General features: G+C 59.5%; 11 protein-coding genes. 6 read left to right on the forward strand and 5 right to left on the reverse strand.

All coding sequences use genetic code 11. The annotated features are described in order from the left end of the window. Positions 1-31: 31 nt before the first annotated feature. The 6 genes from choW (at position 32) to BD293_RS10255 (ending at position 7,321) form a co-directional block, all read left to right on the forward strand. The gene (gene choW / locus BD293_RS10230) at positions 32-883 is read left to right on the forward strand and encodes a choline ABC transporter permease subunit (RefSeq protein ID WP_142081406.1); all 852 of its coding nucleotides are present in this window, start codon (positions 32-34) and stop codon (positions 881-883) included. Further along, a complete protein-coding gene (gene choV, locus BD293_RS10235; RefSeq protein ID WP_142081408.1) occupies positions 880-1,917 on the forward strand; it encodes a choline ABC transporter ATP-binding protein in 1,038 nt (345 codons plus the stop codon). The genes choW and choV overlap by 4 nt, the downstream gene beginning before the upstream one ends. A 232-nt stretch (positions 1,918-2,149) precedes the next feature. Continuing rightward, positions 2,150-2,560 carry a PaaI family thioesterase gene (locus tag BD293_RS10240; protein WP_142084493.1) on the forward strand — a complete coding sequence of 137 codons (411 nt, stop codon included), beginning with the start codon at positions 2,150-2,152 and terminating at the stop codon, positions 2,558-2,560. A 162-nt stretch (positions 2,561-2,722) separates the two neighbouring features. Further along, positions 2,723-3,880, forward strand: a complete 1,158-nt coding sequence (locus tag BD293_RS10245) for an RsmB/NOP family class I SAM-dependent RNA methyltransferase (RefSeq protein ID WP_142081410.1) — start codon at positions 2,723-2,725, stop codon at positions 3,878-3,880. A gap of 147 nt (positions 3,881-4,027) precedes the next feature. After that, positions 4,028-6,343 carry a hybrid sensor histidine kinase/response regulator gene (locus BD293_RS10250; RefSeq protein WP_142081412.1) on the forward strand — a complete coding sequence of 772 codons (2,316 nt, stop codon included), beginning with the start codon at positions 4,028-4,030 and terminating at the stop codon, positions 6,341-6,343. Positions 6,344-6,421: 78 nt separating this feature from the next. Beyond that, positions 6,422-7,321 carry a DMT family transporter gene (locus BD293_RS10255; RefSeq protein WP_142081414.1) on the forward strand — a complete coding sequence of 300 codons (900 nt, stop codon included), beginning with the start codon at positions 6,422-6,424 and terminating at the stop codon, positions 7,319-7,321. Between the two features lie 65 nt (positions 7,322-7,386). On the opposite strand, the gene BD293_RS10260 is transcribed toward BD293_RS10255, so the two are convergent. The 5 genes from BD293_RS10260 to BD293_RS10280 all read right to left on the reverse strand — a co-directional run bounded on the left by BD293_RS10260 (position 7,387) and on the right by BD293_RS10280 (position 12,576). After that, complete coding sequence (locus BD293_RS10260; RefSeq protein ID WP_142081416.1) at positions 7,387-8,127, reverse strand: YebC/PmpR family DNA-binding transcriptional regulator; 741 nt, start codon at positions 8,125-8,127, stop codon at positions 7,387-7,389. Positions 8,128-8,267: 140 nt separating this feature from the next. Beyond that, positions 8,268-8,777, reverse strand: coding sequence for a CarD family transcriptional regulator (locus BD293_RS10265; protein WP_142081418.1), 510 nt, complete (start codon positions 8,775-8,777; stop codon positions 8,268-8,270). Positions 8,778-8,998: 221 nt separating this feature from the next. Continuing rightward, positions 8,999-9,337: a ferredoxin FdxA gene (gene fdxA / locus BD293_RS10270; protein ID WP_142081421.1), complete on the reverse strand. Its 339-nt coding sequence runs from the start codon at positions 9,335-9,337 to the stop codon at positions 8,999-9,001. A gap of 73 nt (positions 9,338-9,410) precedes the next feature. Then, positions 9,411-9,788, reverse strand: coding sequence for an RNA-binding S4 domain-containing protein (locus BD293_RS10275; protein ID WP_142081423.1), 378 nt, complete (start codon positions 9,786-9,788; stop codon positions 9,411-9,413). Positions 9,789-9,792: 4 nt separating this feature from the next. Beyond that, complete coding sequence (locus BD293_RS10280; RefSeq protein ID WP_142084495.1) at positions 9,793-12,576, reverse strand: helicase-related protein; 2,784 nt, start codon at positions 12,574-12,576, stop codon at positions 9,793-9,795. Positions 12,577-12,598 lie beyond the last annotated feature (22 nt).

The raw sequence follows: 12,598 nt of genomic DNA on the forward strand, positions 1-12,598 counted from the left end.
CCGGGGCCTGTCGCTATGGCATGGGAATACGATGTCTGATTTTCTGACCAAACCCATTACCGACGCAAAAATCCCAGTGGGGCGCAGCGTCGCCAATGCATTCGAGTGGCTGCAAGATACGTTCATCACAGCCTTTGACGGGCTGGAGGCGGGGTTGCGTGGGATTATCGGCCTGCTGGCCTCGGCCTTGCAGACGCCCCATCCTTTTGCAGTGATTGCAGGGTTCTGCGCCATCACATGGGTGTTGCAGCGCAAACTTGTGCCTGTCGCCATTGTCGCGGCTTGTGCGCTGTTTGCATTGAATCAGGGCTATTGGGTGTTGACCATGCAAACCCTGACGCTGGTGATTGCATCTTGTATCGTGTGCATGGGGGTTGGTGTGCCACTGGGCATTTACGCGGCCCATCACCGCCGCTTTTACCGCGCGCTGACACCGGTGCTGGACCTGATGCAAACGCTGCCGGTTTTCGTGTATCTGATCCCGGTTCTGGTGCTGTTCGGCCTTGGCATGGTGCCGGGTCTGGTCGCCACAGTCATCTTTGCCATGCCCGCCTCAATCCGCTTGACGGAACTGGGCATCCGCTCAACCCCGACCGCCTTGTCCGAGGCCGCAACGGCCTTCGGTGCCACCACCGCGCAGCGCATCGCGAAAGTCGAGTTGCCCTATGCCTTTCCGCAGATCATGGCCGGACTGAACCAGACGATCATGCTGTCGTTATCGATGGTCGTGATCGCCGGGCTGGTGGGGGCACCGGGCCTTGGCGTGGCCATCGTGCGCGCACTCAATACAGTCAATGCAAGCCTTGGGTTTGAAGCGGGCGCAGTCATCGTGGCCGTGGCAATCATGCTCGACCGAATGCTGCGCGTGGAGGTGACGCGATGACAGATCCCGCCGTCCGCTTCGAGAATGTCTCGATTGTTTTCGGGCCAAACCCCTACAAAGCCGTCCCGCTGATGGAAACCGGCCAGAGCCGCGACGATATCAAACGCGCCACAGGTCAGGTGCTGGGGGTGCATGCCTGCTCGCTTGATGTGGCACAGGGCGAAATCGTCGTGCTGATGGGCCTGTCAGGGTCGGGTAAATCAACACTTTTGCGCGCGGTAAACGGGCTGAATCCCATCATTCAGGGCGATGTGCTGGTGAATGACGGGACAGAGCTTGTCTCTGTCCCAAAGGCAAGTCGCGCCAAGCTGCGCCAGTTGCGCATGAAAAGCGTGGCGATGGTGTTTCAGCAATTCGGCCTGCTGCCCTGGCGCTCGGTGCGCGAGAATGTGGGGCTGGGGCTGGAACTTGCAGGCATGGGCAAACGCGCACGGCGCGAGAAGATTGACGAGCAGCTTGAACTGGTGGGCCTGTCACAATGGGCAGAACAACCTGTCAGCGCGCTGTCGGGGGGAATGCAGCAGCGCGTGGGCCTTGCGCGCGCCTTCGCCACCGATGCCCCGATCCTGCTGATGGACGAGCCATTCTCGGCGCTTGATCCGTTGATACGCGCACGTCTTCAGGATGAGTTGCTGGAACTACAGGACCGCTTGAAGCGCACCATCATCTTTGTCAGCCACGATCTGGACGAAGCGTTCAAATTGGGCAACCGCATCGCCATTCTCGAAGGCGGGCGCATGATCCAACTCGGCACCCCGTCCGAGATTTTCTCGCGCCCCGCCAATCAGTATGTGGCCGATTTCGTGGCAAATATGAACCCGCTGGGCGTGCTGCGCGCATGCGACGCCTTGAGCGCGGATGCAGCACCAACACCCACGCGCAGCATAGATAGTGATGCCCCCATACGGGTGGTGATGGACCAGTTTGACCAGCAGCACGATGTTTTGAACGTCACCCGACATGGCCAGAGCATCGGCCATGTCTCGCGCGCCTCGGTCATCGCGGCATTGGCGGGCAGGCGCGGGGCGCAATAGCCCCCCACTGCCCTGCCCAATCTGCTGAATAAGCACCGATCTTGCGTCTTGCACCGCAACCGGCACAGACCGGGCAGCTTCAGCGCTCGTGCTCCGCAACGTCACACTGGTATAAATTCATCTTCCGACTTGCGTATCTCTCTGTTTTTGGTGTGGATACTGACAAATAACATGTTCAACAAAGCCAATGGCGGCAGATCGAGAGAAACAGGTGACCTCCCCCCCCTTGCAAATGAACCGTGCCGCCCTGACCCGCTTCCTTGAGAGCGAGTTTCCGCAAGTCGCACAGATGTTTGCCATTGATGCGCTGGAACCGATGGCCGTGACCGTGCGCCTGCTGCATGACGAGCGCCACCTGCGCCCCGGCGGCACTGTCTCGGGTCCGGCGATGTTCGCTTTGGCCGATGTGGCGGTCTATCTGGCAATCATGGCCATGATCGGCCCAAAAGCGCTCAGTGTAACCACGAATTGCGCCATTGATTTCATGCGCAAACCCGCCGCCGGTGTCGATATGATCTGCAAGACACGCCTGCTGAAACTGGGGCGCGTCCTCGCAGTGGGGGAGTGTCTGATCTACTCCGAGGGGCAAGACACCCCGGCAGCGCGCGCCTCGCTGACCTATTCGATCCCCCCGTCCACCTGAGTGCCACAGTTGCGACCGGGTCGCCGCACAGGCGCAAGGCGCAGGGCCCCCTTCGGGCCCTGCGCCGACAGGGTGGGCGGGTGGGCGCCTGTGCGGCGACCCGGCTTCCCCGCAGCGCCCACCTCTGATAAAGACGCGCAAATTCCATGATCCGAGGCCCCCATGACCCCTGCCGCCCGCCTTCAGGCCGCTGCTGAAATTCTGGACGCGATCCTCAACAGCACCCCCGCCGAGCAAGCCCTGACACGCTGGGCGCGCAACAGCCGCTTTGCCGGGTCCAAAGACCGCGCCGCAATCCGTGATCTGGTTTTTGACGCCCTGCGCTGCAAACGCTCTTTTGCGCATCTGGGCGGGGCCGAGACAGGGCGCGGCCTGATCTTGGGAGGTCTGCGCGCCCAAGGCGCCGACCCCGCAGATCATTTCACTGGCACTGGCCACGCCCCCGCCCCGCTGTCAGAGGACGAGGCAAGCTACATCCCGCCGCCCATGCCCGAAGCCGTTGCGCTGGATTGTCCCGATTGGCTGGTGCCGCAATTCAGTTCCAGCCTTGGCACAGGGTTTGAACCCGCACTCCAAGCCTTGCGCCAACGCGCTCCGGTTTTCTTGCGTGTGCATGCCGGCCGCACCACCCGAGAGCAGGCCGCAACCCTGCTGGCCCGCGACGGGATTGAGGCGCGCGCGCACCCCTTGGCCGCAACCGCGCTCGAAGTTCACACCAACCCGCGCGCGATCCAGCGCAGTCAGGCCTATCTCGAGGGTCTGGTCGAGTTGCAGGATGCAGCCTCGCAAGCGGTGATCACGGCCCTTCCTGCGTTGACTGGCAAAACAGTGCTGGATTATTGTGCAGGCGGGGGCGGCAAAGCCTTGGCTATGGCCGCTTTGGGCGCACATGTGACCGCGCATGACGCGAAGCGCGCCCGCATGAGCGATCTGCCGAACAGGGCCGCGCGCGCGCGTGACAGTATTGCCGTCAAGGAGCGTGCGACTGGCCTGTTTGATCTGGTGCTGACTGATGTCCCCTGCTCTGGCTCGGGCAGTTGGCGGCGCAGCCCCGCCGCAAAATGGACCCTCACGCCAGAGGCACTTGATACCCTATGCGCAACGCAAACGGAAATTCTGGATAACGCAAGGCAGCACATGCACCCCGCAGGATGGCTGGCCTATGTGACCTGTTCCATGCTGGAGGTAGAAAACCAACAGCAAATCACCGCTTTTCTGGCAAGGCACCCTGATCTGGAACTGGTGCAGGACATGCAGTGGACACCCCTTGAGGGGGGGGATGGCTTCTATCTCGCGCTGATACGGACACGCATCGGATGATTTGGCACAGCTAATGGTTGCAAAACTTCTGCGCTGACTCTAGCTTTGCATTAACTTGAATTTAATTATTTTTCAGCATCTTGCATTTCAGAGTTCCGATTGGGGTCGCCCTTGCCGTTTTCACGATTAGCACTTTCATGCCGCGAGATGTCGCGGGTCACTGTCGCATTGCCAAAAGCCGCGATTACAGGGCTGGCATTGGCCGCGCTGGCTCTCTGCCTGATTGGCCTTGCGACAGGCGGTGCGAAACCCGCAGCTCTGGCCGCGCTGACGACAGGGCTGTCCTTGCTCTTGCTCGCAGGTGTTGCATGGACGGTAAGGTTTTTTGATGCATGGCAGCGACGGCGCGATCATCAGCGACTGGACAGCCTTTTGGGCGATGCCGAGATGGTATGCATCCTAGCTGACAGCGACACGGGCGCGATTGAGTGGTGCAACGCCGCAGCAGTTGAACATTTCAACCTGACCCCACCGCAAAAGATCACCACTGTCCTGTCTGATCTGCACGCAGACCCCGACGGGTTTGTCACCCGCCTTCAGGATCTGGCATCACTGTCTGGCCGCGCAGATCATCGCCTGAAGCTTCAGAATTGCGAGCGTGTCTACCGCGTCGAAAAACTGGGGGATAACCAGTTTCTCTGGCGCATCGCGCTGGAAACCCGAGCGGACACGCGCGACGCCCTGCCTTTCGAGTTCGCGCAATTTCAACCTGACGGGCGGCTTGACTATATCAGCCCCGCATTGCGGCAGGATTTGTCACAAAATCGCATCTCGAAAGACCAGCTTTTCCAAGGCACCCCGCCCCCGCACGGACAGATCGCCCCCGTCACACTTAGTGCGGCGGGGATTGAGCGTTTGGCAATCCGGCTAGAGTCGCAGGGTGCTGCGACCGAAACCGTTTTGTTCCTCCCCCCACAGCACGGCTTGGACATGCCGGAACACAGTATCAAACCGGGGGAAACACGTCACCTCCAGAATTTGCCTGTGGGCCTTGCGCATATCACTCTGGACGGACAACTGACCTATGTGAACGACGAGGCCCGCCGCCTGTTGCGTCTGCGCGATACATATCTGCCAGTCCTGAGCGATGCTTTGGAAGGGCTTGGTCGTCCGGTTCTGGAATGGATCGCAGATATCGCATCCGGACGCATGGCCCGTTCGACCGAAGTTTTGCGGCTGAACTGCACTCTGAACGAAACCTATCTGAAAGTCACCCTGACCACCCCGCCGCGAGAAGGGGTCAACTTCATCGTGGCCGTTTTCAGCGATGTCACAGAGCTGAAATCGCTGGAAGCAAAGTTCACTCAAAGCCAGAAAATGCAGGCCATTGGCCAATTGGCAGGCGGTGTCGCACATGATTTCAATAATCTTCTCACTGCGATTTCAGGGCATTGCGATCTTTTGTTGCTGCGCCACGACCGCAGCGACCTGAACTACCCCGATCTGATGCAGATCCAGCAAAACACAAACCGCGCAGCCGCGCTTGTGCGCCAGTTGCTGGCACTGTCACGCCAACAAACCTTGAAATTCGTCACACTTGATCTGCAAGAAACGATGGATGATGTGATTCATCTGCTCAACCGTCTGGTTGGCGAAAAAGTCACGCTGAGTCTGCGCCATGGTGAAAATGTCGCGCCGATCCGGTCCGATAAGCGCCAATTCGAACAGGTCTTGATGAACCTTGTCGTCAATGCGCGCGATGCGCTGCCCATGGGGGGCGAAATCCGCATCGAGACAGCCTCCTGCGCCCTGCCCAAAGGACTGATCCGCGAGAATGTGCAGCTTCCAGCGGGGAATTATACATTGATCAAGATCAGCGATGACGGGATTGGTATTCCCCAACCGCTGCTGGGTAAGGTCTTTGATCCGTTCTTCACCACAAAGCGGCAGGGCGAAGGAACCGGGCTCGGCCTGTCCACCGTCTATGGGATCGTCAAACAGTCGGGGGGCTATGTTTTCATTGAAAGCGAAGAAGGCGTAGGCACAACCTTTACCCTGTATTTCGCAGCCCAGACCCCCGAGCCTGCATTGCGGGATTTGCCAAAGCGCGAGGGGCTGCACAGCAGCGCCTTACAATCGCGCCATGCGCTTGTTCTGCTGGTCGAGGATGAGACGCCTGTGCGCTCTTTCGCGGCCCGCGCGCTGGAATTGCAGGGCCACCGCGTGATCGAGGCCGATTGCGGCGAGGCTGCGCTGGACATCCTCCAAGACCCCAGCATTGTGCCCGATTGCTTCGTGACTGATGTCATCATGCCCGGTTTGGATGGCCCAAGCTGGATCGCACAAATCCGCCCTCGCTTTCCCGACACACCTGTGGTGTTCATGTCTGGCTACGCCGAAGACAGCCGCGTTGCGGCGCAGGCGCGGATCAGCAATGCAACCTTTCTTGGCAAACCCTTTTCCTTGGTGGAGTTCACGCAAACGGTCCATGCGCAGCTGCGCCTGCCAACCGAAATGGCCTGAGCCTGCGCGCGAAACCGCAGGTATTTATCACTATTCGCAGCACTTGCCGAACTGCAAGAGTCATGCGAGATAGTGAACATGATAAATACCGAGGCCGAAGCCCGTCCACTTTTGGGAGTTTTCTGGATGTTTGTGACAGGGCTTTGCTTTGTCGCAGTGACCGCTCTGGTGAAATATCTGGGCGATGACATGCCCGCCGCGCAATCTGCCTTTCTGCGCTACGCGCTTGGGCTGGTCTTTTTGCTGCCAATGCTGTCATCCCTGCGCGCAGTCACCTTTACCCGTCAAAGCCTGACCTTCTTTGGCCTGCGCGGTCTGCTTCATGCACTTGGGGTCATCTTGTGGTTTTACGCAATGACGCAGATCTCTTTGGCAGAGGTCACGGCCATGAATTACCTTTCCCCCATCTATATCACGCTTGGTGCGGCGCTATTCTTGGGTGAAAAACTGGCGATGCGGCGCATTATCGCTGTCATCATGGCCTTTATCGGCGCGCTGATCATCCTGCGGCCCGGCTTGCGGGAAATCTCTCCGGGGCATGTGGCGATGATCGGCACGGCCATTTTATTCGCCGCGTCTTACCTCATGGCAAAACGCATGTCCGGGCAGGTCAATGCCTCGGTCGTGGTGGGTATGCTGTCTATCACAGTCACGATCTGTCTGGCACCGTTTGCATTCGCGGTCTGGGTTGCGCCAAGCGCGACGCAGCTATTTTGGTTGTTCTGGGTCGCGGCCTTTGCCACCGCCGGCCATTTCTCCATGACCCTGGCCTTCGCTGCCGCCCCGGTGACGCTTACCCAGCCTGTCACGTTTTTGCAGCTTGTCTGGGCTGTTATCCTTGGCGCTGTGGTATTTGGCGAAGGGGTTGATCTGTTCGTTGTTCTGGGCGGGGTGGTCATTATGTCGTCGGTTTTGTTCATAACCTGGCGCGAGGCGGTTTTGCGCAGGCAAGCGCGGCGCGCGCAAGCAGCCGAGTGACACGCATCAGGCATGACCAGAGATGCCACATGCCCCACACGACACAGCGCACAGATCAAAGCGTGTCAAAGCTCTGCCATCACCTCATCCGAGATTTCGAAATTGGCCGTGACATTCTGAACGTCGTCATCATCTTCCAGAGCATCTATCAGCTTCAACAACGTACGCGCGCCGTCCAGATCAAGCTCGGTTGTGGTCTGCGGCTTCCAGACCAGTCTGGTGCTGGCCGCTTCACCCAAGGCATCTTCCAGCGCAGATGAAACTGCGCCCAGATCAGTGTCTGCACACCAGATCACATGCTCGTCTTCGCCAGTTTCGACATCTTCCGCGCCCGCATCAATTGCGGCCAGCATGATTGTATCGGCGTCGCCCGCAGTGGTGGGGTAAACCACCTGCCCTTTGCGGTCGAACATAAAGGCGACAGAGCCTGTCTCGCCCAGATTGCCGCCGTGCTTGGAAAAGGTAGAGCGCACATTCGACGCGGTCCGGTTGCGGTTGTCGGTCATCGCCTCGACAATGACGGCGACCCCGCCCGGCCCATACCCCTCATAGCGGATTTCGTCATAATTCTCGGCGTCCCCCCCCTGAGATTTCTTGATCGCGCGCTCGATATTGTCCTTGGGCATCGAGACGCCCTTGGCCTCTTTGACGGCCAGCCGCAAACGCGGGTTCTTGTCGGGGTCCGCATCGCCCATCTTGGCGGCCACGGTGATTTCCTTGGAGAGCTTCGAGAAAAGCTTCGCGCGCACCGCATCCTGACGGCCCTTGCGATGCTGAATATTGGCCCATTTGGAATGGCCTGCCATGAAATCCTCCGATATTCGTATCACGCTTAGCGCGTCTTAGACCAGTGGGATGGGCAGCCGCAAGCCCCTTGCACACTGGACAAACATGAAAAACGCCCGCAAATGCGGGCGTTTTGTCTGTAGGTCGATCAGCACCGCAATCAGGCAGCGCGCGAGACCAGCATGTCATTCACCTGCTTTTGCGCGATCGCTTCATCGCCACCGACAACGGCAGCAACTTCGCGGGTCAGCCGCTCGAGTGCAGCTTCATACAACTGGCGCTCGGAATAGGACTGCTCGCGCTGGTCATCGCTGCGGTGCAGATCGCGCACCACTTCGGCAATGGCCAGCAGATCACCGGAGTTAATCTTCTGTTCATATTCCTGCGCACGGCGCGACCACATGGCCCGCTTGACACGCGCTTTGCCCTTCAGGGTCGCAAGCGCCTTGTCCACAAGCTCTGGCGAGGCCAGTGACCGCATGCCCACTGTGACGGCCTTGTTGGTCGGCACGCGCAGGGTCATTTTCTCTTTCTCGAACGAAATGACGAAAAGTTCCAGTTTCAGCCCGGCAATTTCCTGTTCTTCAATGGAAACGATCTGCCCCACGCCATGCGCAGGATACACCACGTATTCATTGGCGCGAAACTCGGATTTTTTCGTTTTTGACATTCACATCTTCCCCACAAGGCCCGATATATGACAACAGAACAACTGCAGGATACCAAGGTTCCTGTGACAGCCAGTCTGAAGTCGGCAAAAAAGCGGCAGCTCGCTTAACTGCCGCTACGGGACGGTTTCATAATCATCATGATTCTATATCACAAAACTGCCGAAAAACAAAGCATGTTGGTGATGGTTATGTGACACAGTCATGAGAGCAGAATTTTACCTCAGCCGCCCTCGCCGGGGTTTTCCGAGAAATATTTGTCAAGCTTGCCGGTTTCGCCATCGCGGTCCGTGGCTTCGGGCAGCGGGTCTTTCTTGGTGATAATGACAGGCCATTTTTCGGAATATTTCCGGTTGAATTCGACCCATGGCTCCATCTCCGGCTCGGTATCGGGGCGGATGGCATCGGCGGGGCATTCGGGTTCACAGACACCACAATCGATGCATTCATCCGGGTGGATGACCAGCATGTTTTCGCCTTCATAAAAGCAATCCACCGGACAGACCTCGACACAATCGGTGTATTTGCAGGCAATGCAGTTGTCGATCACCACATAGGTCATGAAGCCATCCTCAGTCTGGGTATCCGCGCGAATGCGCTAGGGGTCGACAGGGGACATAATCCAGCCCCTGCAATCAATCAAGCGCATCCGGCCGTCCTGCGGCAAATCGGCGACGGTCGCGCTTGTCCGGGCGCCCGCCAGAGACAGGAACAGGGCGCGACATATCCTTGGGTGGCGCAGGGGGCGACAGGTCTTCATAAAGTGTGCGCGCTTCGGGTGCCGGGCCACGGCGCGTGCCCAAGGCAAGAATACGCACAACGCAAATGCGTTCCCCCACAGCAAATGTCAGCACATCCTCCGCGCCCACATTATAGGCTGGTTTGGCAATGCGATTGCCGTTCACCCGCACCCCGGCACGTTCGACCAGCTTTGCGGCCAGCGCGCGCGATTTCACGAAGCGCGCCTGCCACAACCATTTGTCCAGCCTGAGCGTCGGGCGTGGTTCTGTCACGCAGTCAGCCTTTGGTCTTCAACCCCATCAACGCCGCTGCAAACGGGTTGTCAGGATCGATCCGGTCCGACTTGCGCGGCGAGGACGAGGCCGCATACTCGCGTTTTGCCTCTGGCTTCTTGCCTTTTGGCTTGGCCCCTTTGGGTTTGGCCCCCTTGGGCCGCGCATCCTGCGATTTATTCTGCGGGCGCGTATCTTTGCGCGGGCGCGGCGCCCATGTGAAGGTGAAAAACACCTCTGGTGGGTCAGCCTCTGCTGTCTCGGCCGGTTGCGCGCCGGACTCTGGCGCTGCGGCCACTTCTGGTTCAGCCACAGCAGGCTCAGGCGCTTGCGCAGATGTGTCTGTGTCAGGTGCTGGCGCGTCCGGTGCATCTGGCACAGCATCTTCTGCCACTGCGGGCTGTTCCGGCTTGGCCTTGGCGCGCTCCGCGCGCTCGGCCTTGTAGCCCAGCCCTTCCATCAGATCGGCGAATTGCTCCAAGGTGGTGCCGGTGATCGACAGCATGTCAGGCGTCGCCTCAAAACCGGATCTGCTGTCACAAGCGCGCAACAGGTCGGCCAGCCGCTCGAGCATATCAATCCGGATGGCGCGCGCGCCCGCTGGGCGATAGCCCGCCATAGTGTAGTGATCCGAAGGCACCTCGGTCAGATGCGGGATCGTAACAAGCCCCGGAGGCGGGCTTTCGGGAAATTCGTCAAGCCCTTCGGCGAGCGAGCGTAAAACCAGACGCAGCCGTGTGGGCGCGGGTTTCAGCAACAGCGGCAGAAAGATCGTGTATTGCCCGAACCGCACGCCATGCTTGCGCAACAGCCCGCGCGCATCCTGATCCAGCGCCTTGATATCTGCGGCAATGCGTTCGCGTGGGATCACGCCCATCGCTTCGACCAGCTGAAAGGCAATGCCGCGCGCCAGACCGTTCAGCGCCTCATCGCGGGACATGTTCAAAAGCGGCTCGAACTGGGCGGCGATCTTGCGGTCGATAAAATGCTGCAACCGGCGGCGCACCTTTTCGGTGACATCATGGCCTGCCTCGTCATCGACGAAAGCATGCACTTGCGGGCGCATCGCGTCATCGCCGCGCACCAGCTTGCCGACAGCCGAATCGCCCCACATCAACCCGCCCTGTTCGGTGAAATCGAACTCGGTATCGGCGGCATTGTAGAACTTGTCAGCGCGCAGGTGGAACAACGGCGTCAGCGCCGCCAGAGAGGCCTGCCGCAGCGTTTTTGCTTCATCTGCGCTGGCGGTCTGGTCCTGCCGAAAGCGGAACCCTTCCAGCCGACCGATCAATTCGTCCTCGACCGTCACTTCGCCTTTGTCATTCACCTCAGCCACAAGGCTCTCCTTCTGCTTCAACCGGCGCAGCAGAACACTGGTGCGCCGGTCAACAAATCTTTGCGTCAAACGTGCGTGCAGCGCGTCTGACAAGCGGTCTTCTACAGCGCGAGTCGCCTCGCGCCAATGCTTTTCGTCATCGACCCACGCCTTGCGCTGCGCGATATACGTCCATGTGCGAATATACGCCAGTCGTTTTGACAGAACATCTATATCGCCTTCGGTGCGGTCGATGCGCTGAATATTGCGCCCCAGCCAATCCGGATCAATGCGTCCGGCACCGTGCAGGAAGTCGAATACCTGCCCCAACAGGGCCGCATGTTCCGCAGGCGAGATGCCGCGAAAATCGGGCACACGGCAGACATCCCACAACAGGCGCAGATCGCGCGGGTCGCGCAGACGGTCGCGTGTTTCGGGCATATCCAGCAAGGTTTTCAACGCAACCACATCATCTGCATCGCGCGCGCGTGTCAGCCAGTCGTTATTGGTATGCGCCTCAAGCGAGGCAATCAGCCGCTCGGGCGTGCCAAATTCCAGCCGCGCATTGCGCCAGTGCAGCTTGCGCACGGGCAGGAACTGGTGGTTCTCGATGGCCGCGATCACTTCATCCGGCAGGGGGCGCGCTTCGCCTGTCACACCGAAACTTCCATCATTCTGGTAACGCCCTGCCCGGCCTGCAATCTGAGCCAATTCATCCGGCCCAAGGGGCCGCATGCGCCGCCCGTCGAATTTGCGTGTCGCCGAAAAGGCCACATGCTTGATGTCCAGATTCAGGCCCATCCCGATGGCATCTGTCGCCACAAGATAATCGACGTCGCCATTTTGATAGAGTTCCACCTGCGCGTTGCGCGTCCGAGGCGACAGCGCGCCCATAACCACGGCGCAGCCGCCTTTCTGACGGCGGATCAGCTCTGCAATCGCATACACATTCTCAACACTGAACCCCACAATTGCGCTGCGTGCAGGCATTCGGCTTATCTTTTTGGAACCTGAGTAGCTGAGTTGCGACATCCGCTCGCGGTGTTGAAACTGCACACCCGGCACCAGTGCAGCAATCGCGCTGCGCATCGTGTCGGACCCCATGAACAACGTCTCGTGCAAGCCGCGCGCATGCAGCAGGCGGTCCGTGAATACGTGGCCGCGGTCGGGGTCGTTGCACAGTTGGATTTCGTCAATGGCCACGAAATCGGCGCCGATTTCCAGCGGCATCGCCTCGACCGTGCAGACCCAATATTGGGTGCGATCCGGTACGATCCGCTCTTCCCCCGTGACAAGCGCCACACAATCAGGGCCGCGCAGTGCGCGGATCTTGTCATAGACTTCGCGCGCAAGCAGCCGCAGCGGCAGGCCAATCACCCCCGTGCGATACGCCAACATGCGCTCGATTGCGTAATGTGTTTTGCCGGTATTCGTGGGTCCGAGCACCGCAACAGCCCTCGACTGCGCGCGCATGTTCATCTGCCCTACCCCCTCA

Source organism: Roseinatronobacter monicus, assembly GCF_006716865.1.
In the GTDB taxonomy this organism is placed as follows: domain Bacteria; phylum Pseudomonadota; class Alphaproteobacteria; order Rhodobacterales; family Rhodobacteraceae; genus Roseinatronobacter; species Roseinatronobacter monicus.